This window comes from Aeromicrobium sp. A1-2 (genome assembly GCF_003443875.1).
Taxonomy (GTDB): Bacteria; Actinomycetota; Actinomycetes; order Propionibacteriales; family Nocardioidaceae; genus Aeromicrobium.
This window is the reverse complement of the sequence record NZ_CP027482.1, coordinates 279,561-299,786: the sequence shown is the minus strand read 5'-3', so window position 1 is coordinate 299,786 and position 20,226 is coordinate 279,561. Positions and strand designations below refer to the sequence as shown.

Genomic DNA, 20,226 nt, shown 5'->3' with positions numbered 1-20,226 from the left:
GGCCATCTTATGAGATGGACCGCTGCTACTCGCCGCGGGGCTTTTTGATGATCTCTTCCGCGACGTTCTTGGGAACCTCCGCGTAGGAGTCGAACTGCATCGAGTATGACGCACGGCCTGAGGTCTTGGACCTCAGGTCGCCGACGTACCCGAACATCTCGGACAGGGGGACGATGGCCTTGATGACCTTGACGCCGCCCATGCCCTCTTCCATGGCCTGAACCTGGCCACGGCGAGAGTTGATGTCGCCGATCACGTCGCCCATGTAGTCCTCGGGCGTGGTGACCTCGACCGCGAACACGGGCTCGAGGATCACTGGATCGGCCTTGCGTGCTGCCTCCTTGAACGCCATGGAACCGGCGAGCTTGAAGGCGAGCTCCGAGGAGTCGACGTCGTGGTACGCGCCGTCCTCCAAGGTGACCTTGACGTCGACCATCTGGTAGCCGGCGAGAACACCGAACTGCATGGCGTCCTGCGCACCCTGGTCGACCGAGGGGATGTATTCGCGAGGGATGCGACCGCCGGAGACGGCGTTGTTGAACTCGTAGCCACCCTGCCCACCGGACAGCGGCCCGGTCGGCTCGATGCTGATGATGACCTTGGCGAACTGGCCCGATCCACCCGTCTGCTTCTTGTGGGTGTAGCTGACGTTCTCGACCTTGCGCTTGATCGTCTCGCGGTACGCGACCTGCGGCTTGCCGACGTTTGCCTCGACGTTGAACTCCCGCTTCATGCGGTCGACCAGGATGTCGAGGTGCAGCTCGCCCATGCCGGCGATGATCGTCTGGCCGGTCTCTTCGTCGGTGTGGACCTGGAACGTCGGGTCTTCCTCGGCGAGCCGCTGGATCGCGGTGCCGAGCTTCTCCTGGTCGCTCTTGGTCTTGGGCTCGATCGCGACCTGGATGACCGGCGCGGGGAACGTCATCGACTCCAGCACGATCTGCTTCTGCGGATCCGACAGGGTCTCACCGGTCGTGGTGTCCTTGAGGCCCATGACGGCCACGATCTGGCCGGCGCCGACCGACGCGATCTCGGCACGCTTGTTGGCGTGCATCTGGTAGATCTTGCCGATCCGCTCCTTGCGGCCCTTGGTCACGTTGATGACCGTGCTGCCGGACTCGAGGCGACCCGAGTAGACGCGCAGGTAGGTCAGCTTGCCGAGGTGCGGGTCTGAGGCGATCTTGAATGCGAGGGCCGCAAACGGCTCGCTCTCGTTGGGCTCGCGGGTGTCGCTCTTGGACTCGTCACGCGGGTCGAGGCCGGTGATGGCGCCAACGTCGATCGGCGACGGCAGGTAGTCGATGACCGCGTCGAGCAGGGGCTGGACGCCCTTGTTCTTGAACGCCGTGCCACACAGCACCGGGTTGAGCTTGGCGTCCAGCGTCGCGCGACGAATCGCCGGCTTGAGCAGCTCAGGGGTGATCTCGGCGCCGTCGAGGTAGGCCTCGGCGAACTCGTCGTCGTGGTCGGCGAGCGTCTCGATCATCTCGGCGCGGGCCTCGGCCGACTTGTCGACCAGATCGGCCGGGATGTCCTCGACTGCGTAGTCCTCGCCGATCGCGGTCTCGCCGCGCCACACGAGTGCACGGTTGGCGACCAGGTCGACGACACCGATGAAGTCGCCCTCGGCGCCGATCGGGACCTGCAGCACGAGGGCCGTCGCGCCGAGGCGCTCACGGATGGTCTTGACGCAGTAGTCGAAGCTGGCACCCGTGCGGTCGAGCTTGTTGACGAAGCACATGCGCGGGACGCCGTACTTGTCGGCCTGGCGCCAGACCGTCTCGGACTGCGGCTCGACACCGGCAACACCGTCGAACACGGCGACGGCACCATCGAGGACGCGCAAGTTGCGCTCGACCTCGACGGTGAAGTCGACGTGCCGGGGGGTGTCGATGATGTTGATCTGGTTGTCCTTCCACCAGCAGGTTGTCGCGGCGGACGTGATCGTGATGCCGCGCTCCTGCTCCTGCTCCATCCAGTCCATCGTGGCGCCGCCGTCGTGAACCTCACCGATCTTGTAGTTGATACCGGTGTAGAAGAGGATGCGTTCGGTCGTCGTGGTCTTGCCGGCATCGATGTGCGCCATGATGCCGATGTTGCGGACCCTGCTCAGGTCGGTGGTGATATCTGTTGCCACGAGTGGTTACTGCTTCCTCTTTGGTGCGGGTGAAGGTGATGAGGACGAGACGTCCGGGACTACCAGCGGTAGTGGGCGAATGCCTTGTTGGCTTCAGCCATCTTGTGCGTGTCTTCGCGCTTCTTGACAGCGCCACCGAGACCGTTGGAGGCGTCGAGCAGCTCGTTCATGAGGCGCTCAGCCATGGTCTTCTCACGGCGGGCACCAGCGAAGCTGACGAGCCAGCGCAGGGCCAGGGTGTTCTGGCGAACCGCGCGGACCTCGATCGGGACCTGGTACGTGGCGCCACCGACGCGACGGCTCTTGACCTCGATCGACGGCTTGACGTTGTCGAGCGCGCGCTTGAGCGTGATGACCGGATCGGTGCCGGACTTCTCACGCGTGCCCTCGAGGGCGGTGTAGACGATGCGCTGGGCGACCTGCTTCTTGCCGTCGACCAGGACCTTGTTGATGAGTGAGGTGACGAGCTGGCTTCCGTAGACGGGGTCAGTCTCGACGACGCGCTTCGGCGCCGGGCCCTTACGAGGCATTACTTCTTCTCCTTCTTGGCGCCGTACAGGCTGCGAGCCTGCTTGCGACCCTTGACGGACTGCGTGTCGAGGGCGCCACGGATGATCTTGTAGCGCACACCGGGGAGATCCTTCACACGACCACCGCGAACGAGCACGATCGAGTGCTCCTGGAGGTTGTGGCCCTCACCCGGAATATATGCAGTGACCTCGGTGCCACTCGAGAGCTTGACTCGGGCAACCTTGCGGAGCGCGGAGTTCGGCTTCTTCGGAGTGGTGGTGTAGACGCGGGTGCAGACGCCGCGTCGCTGAGGTGAACCCTTGAGCGCGGGAGTCGTCGTCTTGACGACCTTGCGCGTGCGGCCCTTGCGGACCAGCTGGTTAATCGTGGGCACTACAAACTTCCTTCTTCTGACTGGTGTGAGCCATGAGTCGTGATGCACTCGCCGCCGTACTGTCCGACGGGATGCGTGCACCGGCCTGATGAGTTCAGGCACAGCGGTTAATACTACCGGGCAGCCGCGGATGATTCCAAATCACCGGAGTGCGCCCGGTCTGCGGGGTCGCCCAGCGCTACAGCGTCGTGGGGCCGTCAAGAAGGATCCGACCGTCGACACCGTCGAACTCCAGCCGGTCTGAGCCCGCCCGCCCCCAGAGTCCGAGGTACAGGTCTGAGGCCGTGCCGCTGACCACGGTGTCCGCCTCGAGCGAGGAGTGCAGCTGCAAGGGCGGACCGGCCTCGCCGCTGCGGGGGCCGATGATCCACGACTGCTGGACGTCGGTGGCGACCAGCCGGATGCGCGAGCGCACGTCCGGTCGCCTGCCCTGGGCGGTCAGCCGCGGGAAGAACGCCTGCAGCACCTCGTCGATGCCATCGGCCGCGACCGCCGGATCGACGATCCAGCTGGACTCGTCAAAGCCAAGCGCCTGGGCGGCGTCGACACCGTGCACCGTGGCCTCGTGCAGCTGACGACGCGGCCAGAAGGCGACGGTCTCGCCGTTGTGGGTGAAGTTGGGGATCGGCTCAGCGAGGCTGACGGCCTGAAACGCGCCCAGGAGGGCCGTCGCGTTGCCGGCGTACCAGTCCGCGACGGGCTCGGTCACGACCGGAGTCGGCGATGCGACCCGCTGACCGGTCAGGACGATCCCGGCGGCCCAACGGTGGACCGTCCCGAGGTGCGTGACGAGATCGCGCATCGTCCAGCCCTCGCAGGTCGGAATGGGCTCGTCCCCCGTGCCGAGGCCGGCGAAGTCCGCGAATCGCGACATCGCGGTGCCCAGCTCAAGAGTGTGATCCATTGCGTGTCGTCTCCGGTCAGCGATCGAGTATCTGGGCGAGATGGAGCGCGCCGACGCCAGCGAGGTCATCGAGCTGGGTCCTGCACGAGAATCCGTCAGCGACAACGACCGCTCCGGGTGGAGCGTTACGAACCGCCGGGAGCAGCTGCAGCTCCGCGACGGCCACCGACACCTCGTAGTGTCCCTTTTCGACGCCGAAGTTGCCAGCAAGACCGCAACAGCCGGAGAGCCGCTCGATCGTGGCCCCGGTCGAGGCCATGACTGCGAGGTCCGCTTCGAAGCCCATGACCGACGCCTGGTGACAGTGCGGTTGGACGACAAGTGTGGTGCCCGCCAGGTCCGGAGCCTGCCACCCCTCGGTCCGCTGCAGGAGCTCCGACAGTGTGAAGACTCCACGCGCGACATCCACGGCACGCGGATCGTCCAGCAGTTCCACGGCGTCCGACCGAAGTACCGCGAGACATGAAGGCTCGAGCCCCACGATCGGTACCCCGCTCGCGACGTAGGGGTGCAGCTGCGCCACGGTTTCGCCCACGATCGAGCGGGCCTTGTCGAGCTGTCCGGTCGTGATCCAGGTCAGGCCGCAGCAGGCCGAGCGGGCCAGCAGCTCGACGTGATAGCCCGCGTCCTCGAGGACGCGGACCGCAGCCTTGCCACCCTCGGTGTCGAAGAACTCCGTGAACGAGTCCGCCCAGAGCAGCACGCGCGGACGACCCGCCGTGTCGGACCGGCGCCGGCGGGCCCAGCGGCTCAGGGTCCTGCGGGCGAACGTCGGCAGACTGCGCCGCTGGTCGACGCCCGCGACCCAGCGGGCCAGCGAGCGCGCACCGGGCGTGCGCAGGCCAAGATTCGCGAGCCCCGCGATCGGCGACATGACCCGCGCCCAGAACGGCAGCCGCCCCAGGATGTAGTGGCTGCGGGGGCGGATGCGCCCGCGGTAGGCCTGGTGGAGGACCTCGGACTTGTAGGTCGCCATGTCGGTGCCGGTCGGACAGTCCGTGGCGCAGCCCTTGCACGACAGGCACAGGTCCAGCGCCTCGTGGACTTCCGGGGCGCGGAACCCTCCGGTCACGAGCCGGCCGTCGATCATCTCCTGAAGGACTCGGGCGCGACCGCGGGTCGAGTCCTTCTCGTCGCGGGTCGCCTGGAAGGACGGGCACATCACGCCATTGGAACCCGTGTTGTCCGCGATGCACTTGCCGACGCCCGTGCACCGGTGCACGGCCTTGCCGAAATCCCCCTCGTCGTGGAGCAGGCGCAGACCGAGTCGCCCGTCCAGCCGGTCGATCGACGATTCCGGGCCACGCAGGTCCGCGTCGACCGGCCGGGGACGGACGAGCACGCCGGGGTTGAGCAAATCGTCGGGGTCGAAGACCGCCTTGACCTGGCCGAACAGGTCGATCGCCTCAGCCGAGTACATCAGCGGCAGCAGCTCGGATCTGGCCCGACCGTCACCATGCTCCCCCGAGAGCGAGCCGCCGTGCGAGGCCACCAGGGTCGCGGCTTCGTGCAGGAACGTGCGGAACACACCGTGCCCTCCGGGCTCGTCGAGCGGGAAGTCGATGCGTACGTGGATGCATCCGTCACCGAAGTGGCCGTACGGCACACCGTCCAGGCCGTGCGAGGTCAGCAGGGCCTCGAACTCGCGCAGGTAGGCGCCGAGCCGCTCGGGCGGCACCGCGGCGTCCTCCCAGCCGGACAGCGCCTTGCCGGGCAGGGTCCGCGTTGCCAGTCCCGCGCCTTCCTCCCGAATGCGCCACAGCACAGCCTGCTCGGCGACGTCGGTGACGATGCGGGCGGCGATCGCCGACGAGTCGGCGCGCGCCCGGTGGACCGTGTCGGACACCGATGCCGCGTCGACACCGGACATTTCGACGAATAGCCAACCCTGACCGGCTGGCAGATCGGGCACGGCACCGCGATGGGCCCGGAACACCTCGACGATGCGCGAGTCCAGCCCCTCGCATGCCGTCGGGCGGTGCTGCAGCAGCGCCGGGACGTCGTCTGCGGCCTCAGCCATCGAGCCGTAGCCGAGGACCAGGATCTGCCGGTGGGGTGGGTCCTGGACCAGCCGCACCGTCGCGGAGGTCATGGTGGCCAGGGTGCCCTCGGTGCCGGCCATGAACGTGGCCACGTCAAAGCCTCGTTCGGGCAGCAGGTGCTCCAGGCTGTATCCGGAGACCTGGCGGCCGAACGTCCCGAACTCGGTCCGGATCGTGCCGAGGCCCTCCTGGACGACGCCACGCAGGCGGTCCAGTGTCGGCGACGTCGTCGAGCCGCCGGCGTGCAGGGAGAGCGACTCCCCCGCCATCGTCACGACGTCGAGAGCCACGACGTTGTCCGCCATGCGCCCGTATGCCAGGGCCCGCGAGCCGCAGGCATTGTTGCCGATCATGCCACCGACGCTGCACCGCGTGTGCGTCGACGGATCCGGTCCAAACCGCAGGCCCAGGGGTGTCGCTGCCTTTTGCAGGACCGCGTGGACCGTGCCGGGATCAACTCGCGCTGTCCGCGCGTCGACATCGATTTCGTGGACCCGGTTGAGGTGGCGGGTGAAGTCGATCACGACACCCGTCCCGACCGCATTTCCGGCGATCGAGGTGCCGGCGCCACGGGAGGTGACCGGAGTCCCGGTCAGCCGGCACGCCTCGATCGTCGCGAGCACCTCCTCGACGCTGCGGGGACGAACCACGACGCGTGGCACGACCCGGTAGAGCGAGGCGTCGGTGCTGTAGAGCGCCCGCGTCAACGTCGAGTCGTCGACATCGGTGACTCCGAGTCGCCGCAGCGTGTGGGTGATCTCCGCGGTCGCCATGGATCGCGACTCGCTGCCCGGAAGGCTGCTCACCACAGCTCGATCGACTGGTCGAGGATCATCGCCACCGCCTCTGCGGTGACCTCCAGCGGCGCCGTCGCCAGCAACCGCTGCTGCTTCATCGTGCCCTCGACGAGAGCGTCGATGTCTGCCGTGCCGAAGCCCACTGCGCCGATGCCAGCAGGGATGCCCACCTCACGCATGATCCCGGCGAGCACCTGCGGGAGGAACTCGGCCGGATCGGCAGGTCGGTCCGCGCCCGGGGCAAGCAGCTCGGCCGCGCGGATGTGTCGCTCGGGCGATGCCTGGAACGTGTGGCGGAAAGCCGCCGGAGCGGTCAGCGAGACGGCCATGCCGTGGGGCACCATCGCGTGGTCGACGTCGTACCCGGCCGGTTGGAAGTCCCGGACCTGTCCGGCGATCGGGTATGCGTTGGCGTGCGGGATGTGCACCCCGGCGTTCCCGAAGCCCAGGCCGGCGAACGTCGCGGCCATCGCGACCTCTGTGCGGGCAGCGAGGTCGTCGCCGTTCTGGACAGCCGTTCGGAACGAGCTCGCCATCAGGCTGAGCGCCTTCTCCGACCACATGTCGGCGATCGGGTTGGCCCCGCAGTACGGCACCCGCTCGTGGGCCTGCTTGTGCTCGTACGAGCCGAACGGTCGCGCCGTGTAGCTCTCGAGAGCGTGGCACAGGATGTCCAGCCCCGAGGCCGCCGTCACCCCGGCGGGCTGGGTCAGCGTGAGCTCGGGGTCCACGACCGCGAGGGTCGGTCGCAGCCGGGCGTGGGAGATGCCGGTCTTGACGTGCTGACTGACGACGTCCAGGACGCAGATCGTGGTGCTCTCGCTGCCCGTCCCGGTCGTGGTCGGGACAGCGATCAGCGGCAGCAGCCGATGACGCGGCGCCCGCGCGCGGCCGACCGGCGCGTTGACGTAGTCCATCAGCTCGCCCTCGTTGGTCAGCAACAGGTTGACCGCCTTGGCGGTGTCGATGCTGCTTCCGCCGCCGCACGCGACGATCGCGTCGAACGGGCCCTCCGACCGGCCGAACTCGATCGCCGCCTCGAGGCTCTCGTCGGTCGGTTCGACCCGCGACCGGTCGAAGACGACGGCCTCGATCGAGGCGGCCCGAAGCGATGCTGCGATCTCTGCCGGGGCTCCGGTCGCGGCAACACCGGGGTCCGTCACGATCAGGACCCGCTTCGCATCGAGCTGGGCGAGGTCGTGGCCGAGCTCGTGCCGCGCCCCGACGCCGAACTTCAGGCCCGGTGCACCGTACGTGAAGACGGTTTCGGGGTGAGTGGGGTGGAAGCTCGACACGGTGCTGCTCCTTCGGGTCGGTGCGTCGCGGTAACTAGCATGCTACTGCTGACGAGTGCGGGCGGTCTCTTCGGGGAGATACAGGTGCTCCTGCAGACGGTTGGCCCAGCCTGCACCCGGGGCCGGGTCGTCGGGAGTCGCGGCCTGCGCCATGAGCAGGGTCGCGGTGTTGACGAGATGCTCCTCCATCCGAGCCGCCGCCGCGGCCGGGTTCTTCGAGGCGATCGCCTCGACGATCGGGACGTGCTCCTCCAGGATCTCTGTCATGCCACGCGATCGGTGCAGCGTCGAGGCTCCCCGGGTCTGGATCGAGTCGCGCAGCGCGGCGACCTCCTGCTGCAGCCGTGGGTTGCCCAGCACCGCGGCGATCCGGTGGTGCAGCGTCCTGTCGTGGCCGGTGAATCGGACCTCGTCGAGCGCGTCGGCACCCGCCCGCATACCCACCAGAGCCTCCTCGAGCGCCTCGACGTCCTGCGCCGTCGCGTGCCCCGCCGCGTACGCCGTCGCTGGCACCTCGATCATCAGGCGGAGCTCGAACACCGACCGCACGTCGCCAACCGTCACACCGCGAATTCGCACACCGCGATTGCGCTCGACCGAGACCAGTCCAATGTCGGCCAGCCGGAGGACGGCCTCGCGGACAGGGGTGCGGGAGACGTCCAGAAGCTCAGCCAGACGGTAGATCGAATGGAGCGAACCGGCCGGGAACTCCCCCGTCACGATCGACTCCCGGAGCGCCGCGAACACTCGATCTGTCGTCGTCGTGCGCTGCGCCATGAACTCGCTCCTCTCCCGAGTCGGACCAGGTGCCACGGGCCCTTGGCCGGGAACGATATCGTGTGGGCTGGTGCACGAGGCCCCGTCGAGTCGGCGTTGCTCGATCGCCCGCCAGTTTTGTCCCGCCCGGGACACCGACGAGGGGAATGCATGAAGTCTCGCCTTTTCCGCGCGGCGGTGTCAGTCGCTGCGCTGGCACTGATCGCGTCCTGCGACGGCCAGGGCTCCGCGGGCACCCCCGCGGATCCCACGGAGTCCGGTGCCACGACCGCCGCACCCAACGTCACGGAGCACGAATCCGCCCCCGAGAGCCCCATCGCGTTCGGCCTGCAGGTGCCTCCAGGCGCGACCCAGGTCGGGCCGCTGATCCGCTACCGCAGCGCCCGACTCATTTCGGTCTACCAGCCCGAATTGTTGGCCGCCCAGGCACAAAAGGACGCCGAGGCGCGCGACAAGGCGGCCGCCGAGGCCGACGAGAACGCGACCGAAGGCACGCCCCCGACACCGACTCCCACGCCGACGCCGACCCCTGAGGCCCGCCCCAGCGACGACACCTTCAAGCTGCTGGACGATCCGCCCAAGCCCGACTCGACGGTCTCGCTCATGCGGATCGACGGCGACCCCACCGACGTCGTGCGACGCATGCTGGCCCAGATCGCGGCCCGCCTGCCGGCTTCCACCATCGTGACCAACGACCTCTCGGCGTACTGCAAGTCCACGCTGCGCCGGATCACCCGCTGCGAGATGTCTGCGCACGGCATCACCGAGGACGACCGCAATCTTCGGATCACGATGGACGTCGACCCCGGCAACATCAAGACCCGCACCTCCGGGCCATCGAACCTGACGCGCCCGGTCATGGTGGTCACGGTGGAGTACGTTGGCGAGCCCCGCAAGGGTCAGCTGGCGTCGGAGGCAGGTTCGCTGGACGGCGTCGAGGACACCGACTCCACCGATGAGAAGTCCGGACTCATCTGGCCCAAGATGGACGAGGACGCACCCAGCACCGAGCCGCTGCTCGATGGCTGGATCGCTCCGACGACAGCCACGATCCTGTTGAGCGGATATCACCCGGACTTCGCCGTGACGACCTTCACCCGCGCGGTCAGCGCCGACCAGACCGCCGAGCAGTTCGTCGAGAGCAAGCGGCCCAAGGGCAAGACGATCACCAAGGACATCGTGGAGGACCTCAACGAGGTCAGCACGACTTACACGACCCCGACCAAGGGTGGCGGCACGGCCCAGGCGACGTACGTCCTGTCGGCGCGCGGCAACTACACGATCCTGCTGGACCACCCCGCGGCGAATTGATCGAGGCGCTCGATGGTGTGCCTGACCATCGGGAGCACCGGGCCGAGCGAAGAGTCAATCTGCTCGATCGGTACCCACTGCACCAGATCGGTCGTGCCACCCACGTCGGTGACGCGCGGAACCTGAGCAGTGTCGACCTCGACCGCGTAGAGCAGGTGGACACCGTGGTAGTCCTCGTACTGGTCCCCTCGTCCCAGCGCGACGGTGTGCACGTCGTGCACGTCGACCAGCCGGACGCTCATCGCCTCAAGCCCCGCTTCCTCCCACAGCTCGCGACGCACCGCGGCGTGGGGCGACTCACCATGATCCACTCCTCCGCCGGGCAGGGTCCATGCCCCCACCGGAAAGCCGATCGGTGAGATGCGGGTCAGCAGGATGCGGTCCTGGTCGACCACGACGGCGTACGCGCCGAGGCGCTGGGTGCGGGACGGTTCGACCACAGATGCTCCATCTCAGATTGAGTCAGGCCATGTTCAGGAACTGCTTATAGAGTCAAGCACAATGAGTGCTCTTGAACCGTTGCCCGTCACCACCTCGCCAACCAAGGAGCGGGTGGCCTACCTCGACAATGCCCGCTACTGGGTCATGCTGCTGGTCGTGATCGGCCACTCGCTGACGCAGTTCACCGACATGGATTCGGCCCGCGGTGTCTACGTGTGGATCTACTCGTTCCACATGCCGTTCTTCATCCTGATCTCGGGCTACACGGCTCGCCGCTACATGGGCGACGCCCGCCAGGTCCGCCGGATCGTCAGCACGCTGGTGGTGCCGTATCTCCTGGTCGAGACCAGCCTGCAGCTGATCACCCGTCACTACACGGGCGAGCCCAGTCCTCTGCTGCTCCTCTCACCCCAGTGGCTCGCCTGGTTCCTGGCGGCACTTTTCGTGTGGCGCTTGACGACCCCGATCTGGCGCGCGCTGCGCTACCCCATCACGACGTCGATCCTGATCTCGTTGCTGGTCGGGCTGATCGAAGTACCAAATGTGCTGGCCCTGCCCAAGATCTTGGGCTTCCTGCCCTTCTACGTCGTGGGCCTGCACATGACCCGGGAACGTTTCGAGCGACTCGCAGACCCCCGCATCCGTGCTGCGTCCGTCGCGGTGCTCGGCTCCGCGCTGCTGATCTGCTACACCTACTCCAAGAACTGGCAGATCGATTGGCTGCTCTGGAAGCAGCGCTACGACGAGGACCCGCTCGGCGCGACCGCGATCGAGGGCATGTCACAGCGTGCCGAACTCCTGGCCATCGGCTTCCTGCTGACCTTCGCGGCGTTGTCATTGGTCCCCCGGCGACGTTCGATCACGACGGCACTGGGTGGACGCACCTTCTACTGCTACCTGCTGCACGGCTACCTGATCATCTTCCTGAAGCTGCAGTTCGACCTGTTCGACGACATGTCCCGGTTCGGCTTCGCTGCGGTCGTCGCCACCACGTTCGCTGCGCTTGTCGTGGCCAACCTGCTGATGACCAAGCCCGTCTCGGTCGTCTTCCGTCCCGTGTTCGAGCCGAAGCTGACCTGGCTGTTCCGCGACATCCCGAAGCCGAGCCCTACCACGCCGTCTGCCGGCCAGACACCTGAGCCGACCGGGAAGCGTCCCGCCGGTACCCCTTGACCGGGCGCATCGCCGCCACGGCGGTCGCCCTCCTGCGGCGGCCGGGTGCGCCAACACGCGCACGGATGCAGCCAGCCCGGCACGCTCCCCCGGGCCACTGCTCGTCGACACCAGATGTGCCGATCTGGTCGCGCTCTCCCTGCGCGGCTCGGGACAGCCCCTGACCAGCGACCACGGCGCGGGCCGCGAGGTGATGGCGTCAGTCAAGGCAATGGCCACCGAGCTGCACCGCTCCTCCGACGCCACGGTGCGAATCGAAGGGATCCCCTACCGGGCCGAGAGCGGGGTCAGCGACGCACGCCACCAGGCCAACGTCGAGGACGGGCAGACCCGTACCGCTACCCGTCTCGACGACCTCGGACGGTCCTGCCCGCAGACGAAGTTCGCTCTCGTCGGGGTCAGCCAGGGCGCCGAGGTCTTGCACAAGCTCGCCGCAGGCCCCACCGCGCAGACGCTGCGACGGATCCGCCTGATCGCGTTGATCGCCGACTCCCGACGCAACCCCGACGACTCGATCCAGTCCTGGACGTACGGCACAACGGCGCCGGGGGCCGGCAAGCTAGGCGCCGGGCCCGTCCTCGACCCGTCGCTGCAGGACATCGCCATCACGTTCTGCGTCGCCGGTGACGCCATCTGTGGTCAGCCACCGGGCGACACAACCGACGGGCCCTCGGAGAAGCACCGAAAGTTCTACGAGGACCCTGCCCATGCACAGGAAACGGGCCAGCGAATGGCGGCCATAGTTCGCCGTACCGGCATCTAACGATGAAGCCCCCGACCATCGGCCGGGGGCTTCATCGTGTCTGGAGCGGCTAGGCCGCCTCAGGAGCTACTTCTCGAACGACGTGAAGTCGAAGTCATCGAGCTGCACCGGAGCGGAGTCCGGAGCACCGAAGCCGTAGTCGTAGTCGCCGTAGCCTGTGACGGCGTAGGCGGCCTGACGGGCCTCTTCGGTCGGCTCGACCCGGATGTTCTTGTACCGGTCGAGACCAGTACCTGCCGGGATGAGCTTGCCGATGATGATGTTCTCCTTCAGACCACGGAGCGCATCGGACTTGCCGTGGATGGCTGCGTCGGTCAGGACGCGGGTCGTCTCCTGGAAGGAGGCGGCCGACAGCCACGACTCGACGGCCAGCGAGGCCTTCGTGATACCCATCAGGACCGGACGACCCGAAGCGGGGTTGCCACCCTCGGCGACGACGCGTCGGTTCTCCTCCTCGAACTTGGCCCGATCGACCAGGTCACCGGGGATGAGGTTCGACGCACCCTGCTCGATGACCGTCACGCGACGGAGCATCTGGCGCACGATGATCTCGATGTGCTTGTCGTGGATGGCCACACCCTGCGAGCGGTAGACCGCCTGGACCTCGTCCACGAGGTGCTCCTGCGCGCGACGCACACCCAGGATGCGCAGGACTTCCTGCGGATCCGGCGTACCGTGCGTCAGCTGCTGGCCGACCTCGACGTGATCGCCATCGGCGATCAGCAGACGCGAACGCTTGGTCACGGGGTACTCCAGCACCTCGGAACCATCGTCCGGCGTCACGACGAGCTTGCGGGTCTTGTCCGAGTCATCGATCTCGACCCGACCAGCAGACTCAGTGATCGGCGCACGACCCTTGGGCTGACGTGCCTCGAAGAGCTCCACGACGCGCGGGAGACCGTGCGTGATGTCGTCTCCGGCCACACCACCGGTGTGGAAGGTACGCATGGTCAGCTGCGTGCCGGGCTCACCGATCGACTGGGCCGCGATGGTGCCGACGGCCTCACCGATGTCGACGAGCTTGCCGGTCGCCAGCGAGCGGCCGTAGCACTTGGCACACGTACCCGCCTTGGCCTCGCAGGTCAGGACCGTACGGACCTTGATCTCCTCGATGCCGGCCGCGATGAGGCGACCGATCTCGACGTCGCCGAGCTCGCTGCCAGCAGCTGCGAGCACCGTGCCCTTGTCGTCTGTGACATCGGCTGCTGCCGTGCGGGAGTACGCCGAAGTTTCGACGTTCTCATCGGGGACCGCGCGACCCTCGTCGTTCTTGGTCGCGATGACCTGACGGAGTCCACGCTCGGTTCCGCAGTCCTCCTCGCGGATGATGACGTCCTGGCTGACGTCGACAAGCCGACGCGTCAGGTAGCCCGAGTCAGCCGTACGCAGAGCCGTGTCGGCGAGTCCCTTGCGGGCGCCGTGGGTGGCGATGAAGTACTCGACCACCGACAGACCCTCGCGGAAGTTGGCCTTGATGGGGCGCGGGATGATCTCGCCCTTGGGGTTGGCCACCAGACCACGCATGCCGGCGATCTGACGCACCTGCATCATGTTTCCGCGAGCACCGGAGTCAACCATCATCCAGATGGGGTTGTCCTCCGTGAAGCCCTTCAGCATCTCCTCCGTGACGTCGGCCGTGGCCTGCGTCCAGATCTCGATGAGCTCCTGACGACGCTCGTCCGCAGTGATCAGACCACGGTCGAACTGCGTCTGGACCTTGGCGGCCTGCGCCTCGTAGCCGGAAAGGATCTCCTGCTTGCGCGGGGGCGTCACGACGTCCTCGATCGAGACCGTCACGCCGGAGCGGGTGCCCCAGTGGAAGCCGGTGTCCTTGAGGTTGTCGAGCGCGTTGGCCACGTCGACCTTGGAGTAGCGCTCGGCGAGGTCGTTGACGATGACACCGAGCTCCTTCTTGCCGACCTGGTGGTTGACGAACGGGTAGTCGTCCGGGAGCGCCTCGTTGAAGATTGCGCGACCCAGGGTCGTCTCGTTGGTCGTGCCCTCGATGCGAATCTTGACGTGAGCCTGCAGCGAGATCTCGTGACGCTCGAAGGCCATCATGGCCTCGGAGACCGAGCTGAAGGCACGTCCCTCACCGATGTGTCCCGAACGCTCGAGCGTCAAGAAGTACAAGCCGATGATCATGTCCTGGGTCGGCATCGTGACCGGGCGACCGTCGGACGGCTTCAGGATGTTGTTGGTCGACAGCATCAGGACGCGGGCCTCGGCCTGCGCCTCCGCGCTCAGCGGCAGGTGCACGGCCATCTGGTCACCGTCGAAGTCGGCGTTGAACGCCGAGCAGACGAGCGGGTGGATCTGGATGGCCTTGCCCTCGATGAGCTGCGGCTCGAACGCCTGAATGCCCAGACGGTGCAGTGTGGGTGCACGGTTGAGCAGCACGGGGTGCTCGGTGATGACCTCTTCGAGGACGTCCCACACGACCGGGCGAGCCCGCTCGACCATGCGCTTGGCGCTCTTGATGTTCTGCGCGTGGTTGAGATCAACCAGACGCTTCATCACGAACGGCTTGAACAGCTCGAGTGCCATCTGCTTGGGCAGACCACACTGGTGCAGCTTGAGCTGCGGGCCGACGATGATAACCGAACGGCCGGAGTAGTCGACGCGCTTGCCGAGCAGGTTCTGACGGAATCGACCCTGCTTGCCCTTGAGCATGTCCGAGATCGACTTGAGCGGACGGTTGCCCGGTCCGGTGACCGGACGACCACGGCGGCCGTTGTCGAACAGCGAGTCGACGGCCTCCTGCAGCATGCGCTTCTCGTTGTTGACGATGATCTCCGGAGCACCGAGGTCAAGCAGACGCTTGAGCCGGTTGTTGCGGTTGATCACGCGGCGGTAGAGATCGTTCAGGTCGCTCGTCGCGAAGCGTCCACCATCGAGCTGCACCATCGGGCGCAGTTCCGGCGGGATGACCGGGACGGCATCCAGGACCATGCCAGCGGGAGCATTGCTGCTTCCGAGGAATGCCGAGACGACCTTGAGGCGCTTGAGCGCACGGGTCTTCTTCTGTCCCTTGCCGGTCGCGATGATCTCGCGCAGCAGCTCGGCCTCGGCCTCGAGGTCGAAGTCCTGCAGGCGCTTCTGGATCGCCGTGGCGCCCATGTAGCCATCGAAGTACTTGCCGAAGCGATACGTCATCTCGCGGTAGAGCAGTTCGTCACCCTCGAGGTCCTGGACCTTGAGGCTCTTGAATCGGCTCCACACCTCGTCGAGGCGATCGATCTCGCGCTGCGTGCGGTCGCGACGCTGCTTGGCCTCACGCTCGGCGGCGTCCTTGACCTTGCGCTTGGCGTCGGCCTTGGCGCCCTCGTCCTCGAGTGCCTTGAGGTCTTCCTCGAGCTTCTGCATGCGCTCGTTGACCTCGTTGTCGCGACGTCCCTCGAGCTGCTGACGCTCCAGATCGATCTTGGTCTCGAGGCTCGACAGATCCTTGTGACGCGCATCCTCGTCGACCCGCGTGATCATGTAGGCCGCGAAGTAGATGACCTTCTCGAGGTCCTTGGGAGCCAGGTCGAGCAGATAGCCCAGCCGGCTCGGGACGCCCTTGAAGTACCAGATGTGCGTGACGGGAGCGGCAAGCTCGATGTGGCCCATGCGCTCACGGCGCACCTTGGACCGCGTGACCTCGACGCCGCAACGCTCGCAGATGATGCCCTTGAAGCGAACGCGCTTGTACTTGCCGCAGTAGCACTCCCAATCCCGGGTGGGACCGAAGATCTTCTCGCAGAAGAGTCCGTCACGCTCGGGCTTGAGCGTGCGGTAGTTGATCGTCTCAGGCTTCTTGACCTCGCCGAACGACCATCCGCGGATGTCGTCGGCGGTCGCGAGACCGATCCGGATTTGATCGAAGAAGTTCACGTCAAGCACGTTGGTCTTCTTTCCCTTTCAGATGTTCTTGCAGGTGGTCGGGGAGGGTCTGAGCCGGGTGGGCTCAGACCTCCTCGACGCTGGAGGGCTCACGCCGGGACAGGTCGATGCCGAGTTCTTCGGCGGCACGGAAGAGATCCTCTTCCGCATCGCGCATCTCGACGGCAGATCCGTCGCTGGAGAGCACCTCGACGTTGAGACACAGGGACTGCATCTCCTTGACGAGAACCTTGAACGACTCCGGGATACCGGGTTCGGGTACGTTCTCGCCCTTGACGATGGCTTCGTAGACCTTGACGCGTCCGAGGATGTCGTCGGACTTGATGGTCAGGAGCTCCTGCAGCGCGTACGCCGCTCCGTAGGCCTCGAGGGCCCACACCTCCATCTCACCGAAACGCTGTCCACCGAACTGCGCCTTACCACCCAGCGGCTGCTGCGTGATCATCGAGTACGGACCCGTGGAACGTGCGTGGATCTTGTCGTCGACCAGGTGGTGCAGCTTGAGGAGGTACATGTAGCCGACCGAGACCGGGTCGGGGAACTGCTCGCCGGAACGACCGTCGAACAGCATCGCCTTGCCGTCACGCTTGACCATGCGCTCGCCGTCCCGGTTGGGCAGAGTCGAGGCCAGCAGGCCCTGGATCTCGTCCTCACGGGCGCCATCGAAGACGGGGGTCGCGATGTTGGTCGCAGGCTCGGCCTTGTCAGCACCGATCTTGCGCAACGTCTCGGCCCACTCGTCCTGCTCCTCGTCCGGAATCTGCCAGCCGGTCTTGGCAACCCACCCGAGGTGGGTCTCCAGGACCTGTCCGACGTTCATCCGGCCGGGGATGCCGAGCGGGTTGAGGACGATGTCGACTGGCGTGCCGTCCTCCATGAAGGGCATGTCCTCGACGGGCAGGATCTTGGAGATGACGCCCTTGTTGCCGTGGCGACCGGCGAGCTTGTCACCGTTGGAGATCTTGCGCTTCTGCGCCACGTAGACGCGGACCAGCTGGTTGACACCCGGTGAGAGCTCGTCGCCCTCGGCCGAGTCGAACACCCGGACGCCGATGACGGTGCCGGACTCGCCGTGCGGGACCTTGAGCGAGGTGTCGCGCACCTCGCGCGCCTTCTCGCCGAAGATCGCACGGAGCAGACGCTCCTCCGGGGTCAGCTCGGTCTCACCCTTGGGCGTGACCTTGCCGACCAGCACGTCGCCGTTGCCGACCTCCGCACCGATCCGGATGATTCCACGCTCGTCCAGGTCCGCCAGCATTTCTTCGCTGACGTTCGGGATGTCGCGGGTGATCTCCTCGGGGCCGAGCTTGGTGTCGCGAGCATCGACCTCATGCTCCTCGATGTGGATCGAGGTCAACACGTCGTCCTGGACGACACGCTGGCTGAGGATGATCGCGTCCTCGTAGTTGTGACCCTGCCACGGCATGAACGCCACGAGCAGGTTCGTGCCGAGGGCCATCTCGCCCTCGTCGGTGCACGGACCATCGGCCAGGGGCGTGCCGACCTCGACACGCTGACCGTGCGAGACCAGCGGACGCTGGTTGGTGCAGGTGCCCTGGTTGGAGCGACGGAACTTGGCCAGGCGGTACGTGAAGTACGCGCCATCGTCCTGCATGATCTCGATGGCGTCCGCGGACACCTCGTTGACCACACCGGCGACCTTGGCAACCGTGACATCGCCAGCGTCGACCGCGGCACGGAACTCCATGCCGGTGCCGACGAGCGGGGCGTCGTTGCGGATCAGCGGGACGGCCTGACGCTGCATGTTCGAGCCCATCAGGGCGCGGTTGGCATCGTCGTGCTCGAGGAACGGGATCAGGGCTGTCGCGACCGACACCATCTGGCGGGGCGAGACATCCATGTAGTCGACGTCGTCGGCGGGACGAAGCTCTGCCTCGCCACCCTTCTGACGAACCAGCACCATGTCCTCGGCGAAGGTGAACTTCTCGGTGAGGATCGAGTTCGCCTGCGCGATGATGTAACGATCCTCGTCCGTCGCGGACAAGTAGTCGATCTGCTCGGTGACCGTGCCCTTGACGACCTTGCGGTAGGGCGTCTCGACGAAGCCGAAGGAGTTGATCCGACCGTAGGACGCGAGCGAGCCGATCAGGCCGATGTTCGGGCCTTCCGGGGTCTCGATCGGGCACATGCGGCCGTAGTGCGACGGGTGGACGTCGCGAACTTCGTAGCCGGCGCGTTCACGTGACAGACCACCCGGTCCGAGGGCCGAGAGACGACGCTTGTGGGTCAGGCCCGCGAGCGGGTTGTTCTGATCCATGAACTGCGACAGCTGCGAAGTGCCGAAGAACTCCTTGAGCGCCGCGACGACGGGTCGAATGTTGATCAGGGTCTGCGGCGTGATGGCCTCGACGTCCTGGGTCGTCATACGCTCGCGGACGACACGCTCCATCCGCGCCAGGCCCGTACGGAGCTGGTTCTGGATGAGTTCGCCGACCGAACGCATGCGACGGTTGCCAAAGTGGTCGATGTCGTCGGCCTCGACAATGGTCTGACCCGCAGCAGTCGTCAACTCGGCATCGCCGGCGTGCAGCGCGACGATGTACTTGATCGTCGACACGATGTCGTCGATCGTCAGAGTCTGCTGGTCGAAGGCCTCTTCGACGCCGAGCTTCTTGTTGATCTTGTAGCGACCAACCTTGGCCGTGTCGTAGCGCTTGGCGTTGAAGTAGTAGTTGTCCAACAACGTCTGAGCGGCTTCGCGGCTCGGCGGTTCGCCCGGACGCAGCTTGCGGTAGATGTCCAGGAGCGCCTCGTCCTGGGTCGTGGTGTTGTCCTTCTCGAGCGTCAGGCGGATCGACTCGTACTGGCCGAGCTCCTCGAGGATCTGCGCCTCGGACCAGCCCAGCGCCTTCAGCAGGACGGTGACGCTCTGCTTGCGCTTGCGGTCCAGACGGACGCCGACGAGATCGCGCTTGTCGATCTCGAACTCGAGCCACGCGCCACGCGAGGGGATGACCTTGGCGGTGTAGATGTCCTTGTCGGACGTCTTGTCCGGGACCCGCTCGAAGTAGACGCCCGGTGAGCGGACGAGCTGTGAAACGACAACGCGCTCGGTGCCGTTGATGATGAACGTGCCTTTGTCCGTCATCAGCGGGAAGTCGCCCATGAAGACGGTCTGGCTCTTGATCTCGCCAGTCTCGTTGTTCATGAACTCGGCGGTCACGAACAGCGGAGCAGCGTACGTGACGTCGCGGTCCTTGCAGTCCTCGACGGAGTACTTGGGCGGCTCGAAGCGGTGATCGCGGAACGACAGGCTCATCGTCTCGGAGAAGTCCTCGATGGGGGAGATCTCTTCGAAGATCTCCTCCAGACCTGACTTCGTCGAGATGTCTGTACGGCCGCCAGCGAGGGCTTCCTCGACACCGGCCTTCCAGGAGTCGTCGCCGATCAACCAGGCGAAACTGTCGGTCTGCAGAGCGAGAAGCTCTGGTACCTCGAGGGGTTCTGCAATTTTGGCAAACGAGATGCGACGGGGCTGAACAGATGCGGAGGTGCGCGAGGCGGCCAAGAGGGGTCCTTCCAAGGGCTCGCAGGCGGGTGGCTCGGGGATCGTGCTGCGCGCACGCCAATCGACCCCGGTCAGGGGGACTTGGGCAGACAGAACGAGCGCGAAAGTTCAGTGTAACCCGCAGGACACAGCGAAGCAAGGGCGGGTCTTGACAAAGCCCGCTGCTTGGGGGAGTCTATTCGGCTTTTGTGGCCACGGTCGACATTTCAACGCCGAAACTCTCCGCAAGTTGCGCGGCGCGTTTCGGTGGTATGCCGAGCTGGGGCGG

The 20,226-nt window shown here is 66.4% G+C and carries 13 protein-coding genes; 3 read left to right on the top strand and 10 right to left on the bottom strand.

Going from position 1 to position 20,226, the window contains the following annotated elements; all coding sequences use genetic code 11:
- Nucleotides 1-25: 25 nt before the first annotated feature.
- The 7 genes from fusA to C6I20_RS01390 all read right to left on the bottom strand — a co-directional run bounded on the left by fusA (nucleotide 26) and on the right by C6I20_RS01390 (nucleotide 8,856).
- Nucleotides 26-2,137 (bottom strand): elongation factor G, encoded by a 2,112-nt coding sequence (gene fusA / locus C6I20_RS01420; protein ID WP_118394325.1) that lies wholly within the window; start codon nucleotides 2,135-2,137, stop codon nucleotides 26-28.
- Between the two features lie 59 nt (nucleotides 2,138-2,196).
- Nucleotides 2,197-2,667: a 30S ribosomal protein S7 gene (gene rpsG / locus C6I20_RS01415; RefSeq protein ID WP_118394324.1), complete on the bottom strand. Its 471-nt coding sequence runs from the start codon at nucleotides 2,665-2,667 to the stop codon at nucleotides 2,197-2,199.
- Nucleotides 2,667-3,041 carry a 30S ribosomal protein S12 gene (gene rpsL, locus C6I20_RS01410; protein WP_118394323.1) on the bottom strand — a complete coding sequence of 125 codons (375 nt, stop codon included), beginning with the start codon at nucleotides 3,039-3,041 and terminating at the stop codon, nucleotides 2,667-2,669. Before rpsL ends, rpsG begins: the two co-directional genes overlap by 1 nt.
- A gap of 178 nt (nucleotides 3,042-3,219) precedes the next feature.
- Nucleotides 3,220-3,945: a maleylpyruvate isomerase family mycothiol-dependent enzyme gene (locus C6I20_RS01405; RefSeq protein ID WP_162891059.1), complete on the bottom strand. Its 726-nt coding sequence runs from the start codon at nucleotides 3,943-3,945 to the stop codon at nucleotides 3,220-3,222.
- A 16-nt stretch (nucleotides 3,946-3,961) separates the two neighbouring features.
- Nucleotides 3,962-6,793 (bottom strand): FAD-binding and (Fe-S)-binding domain-containing protein, encoded by a 2,832-nt coding sequence (locus C6I20_RS01400; protein WP_254052204.1) that lies wholly within the window; start codon nucleotides 6,791-6,793, stop codon nucleotides 3,962-3,964.
- The gene (locus tag C6I20_RS01395; protein WP_118394321.1) at nucleotides 6,790-8,079 is read right to left on the bottom strand and encodes a hydroxyacid-oxoacid transhydrogenase; all 1,290 of its coding nucleotides are present in this window, start codon (nucleotides 8,077-8,079) and stop codon (nucleotides 6,790-6,792) included. Before C6I20_RS01395 ends, C6I20_RS01400 begins: the two co-directional genes overlap by 4 nt.
- A 42-nt stretch (nucleotides 8,080-8,121) precedes the next feature.
- A complete protein-coding gene (locus tag C6I20_RS01390; RefSeq protein ID WP_118394320.1) occupies nucleotides 8,122-8,856 on the bottom strand; it encodes a GntR family transcriptional regulator in 735 nt (244 codons plus the stop codon).
- A 150-nt stretch (nucleotides 8,857-9,006) separates the two neighbouring features.
- On the opposite strand from C6I20_RS01390, the gene C6I20_RS01385 reads away from it, so the two are divergent.
- Nucleotides 9,007-10,167 carry a hypothetical protein gene (locus tag C6I20_RS01385; RefSeq protein ID WP_118394319.1) on the top strand — a complete coding sequence of 387 codons (1,161 nt, stop codon included), beginning with the start codon at nucleotides 9,007-9,009 and terminating at the stop codon, nucleotides 10,165-10,167.
- On the opposite strand, the gene C6I20_RS01380 is transcribed toward C6I20_RS01385, so the two are convergent.
- Complete coding sequence (locus C6I20_RS01380; protein ID WP_118398444.1) at nucleotides 10,131-10,607, bottom strand: NUDIX hydrolase; 477 nt, start codon at nucleotides 10,605-10,607, stop codon at nucleotides 10,131-10,133. The two genes, C6I20_RS01385 and C6I20_RS01380, sit on opposite strands and share 37 nt — an antisense overlap.
- A 61-nt stretch (nucleotides 10,608-10,668) precedes the next feature.
- Between C6I20_RS01380 and C6I20_RS01375 the strand changes: the two genes are divergently transcribed.
- Entirely contained in the window at nucleotides 10,669-11,781 is a 1,113-nt protein-coding gene (locus C6I20_RS01375) for an acyltransferase family protein (protein ID WP_162891058.1), read from the top strand.
- A 211-nt stretch (nucleotides 11,782-11,992) separates the two neighbouring features.
- Nucleotides 11,993-12,544 carry a cutinase family protein gene (locus tag C6I20_RS01370; protein WP_162891057.1) on the top strand — a complete coding sequence of 184 codons (552 nt, stop codon included), beginning with the start codon at nucleotides 11,993-11,995 and terminating at the stop codon, nucleotides 12,542-12,544.
- A gap of 66 nt (nucleotides 12,545-12,610) precedes the next feature.
- Here the strand turns inward: C6I20_RS01370 and C6I20_RS01365 are convergent, their stop codons facing one another.
- Nucleotides 12,611-16,429, bottom strand: a complete 3,819-nt coding sequence (locus C6I20_RS01365; RefSeq protein ID WP_118394316.1) for a DNA-directed RNA polymerase subunit beta' — start codon at nucleotides 16,427-16,429, stop codon at nucleotides 12,611-12,613.
- A gap of 64 nt (nucleotides 16,430-16,493) precedes the next feature.
- Nucleotides 16,494-19,958, bottom strand: coding sequence for a DNA-directed RNA polymerase subunit beta (gene rpoB, locus C6I20_RS01360; RefSeq protein ID WP_118394315.1), 3,465 nt, complete (start codon nucleotides 19,956-19,958; stop codon nucleotides 16,494-16,496).
- Nucleotides 19,959-20,226 lie beyond the last annotated feature (268 nt).

What these genes read in the sequence shown, in the direction of transcription:
- rpsG (WP_118394324.1), bottom strand. Translation starts at nt 2,667, where the DNA reads ATGCCTCGTAAGGGCCCGGCGCCGAAGCGCGTCGTCGAGACTGACCCC.
- C6I20_RS01385 (WP_118394319.1), top strand. Translation starts at nt 9,007, where the DNA reads ATGAAGTCTCGCCTTTTCCGCGCGGCGGTGTCAGTCGCTGCGCTGGCA.
- C6I20_RS01375 (WP_162891058.1), top strand. Translation starts at nt 10,669, where the DNA reads ATGAGTGCTCTTGAACCGTTGCCCGTCACCACCTCGCCAACCAAGGAG.
- C6I20_RS01390 (WP_118394320.1), bottom strand. Translation starts at nt 8,856, where the DNA reads ATGGCGCAGCGCACGACGACGACAGATCGAGTGTTCGCGGCGCTCCGG.
- C6I20_RS01370 (WP_162891057.1), top strand. Translation starts at nt 11,993, where the DNA reads ATGGCCACCGAGCTGCACCGCTCCTCCGACGCCACGGTGCGAATCGAA.
- C6I20_RS01405 (WP_162891059.1), bottom strand. Translation starts at nt 3,945, where the DNA reads ATGGATCACACTCTTGAGCTGGGCACCGCGATGTCGCGATTCGCGGAC.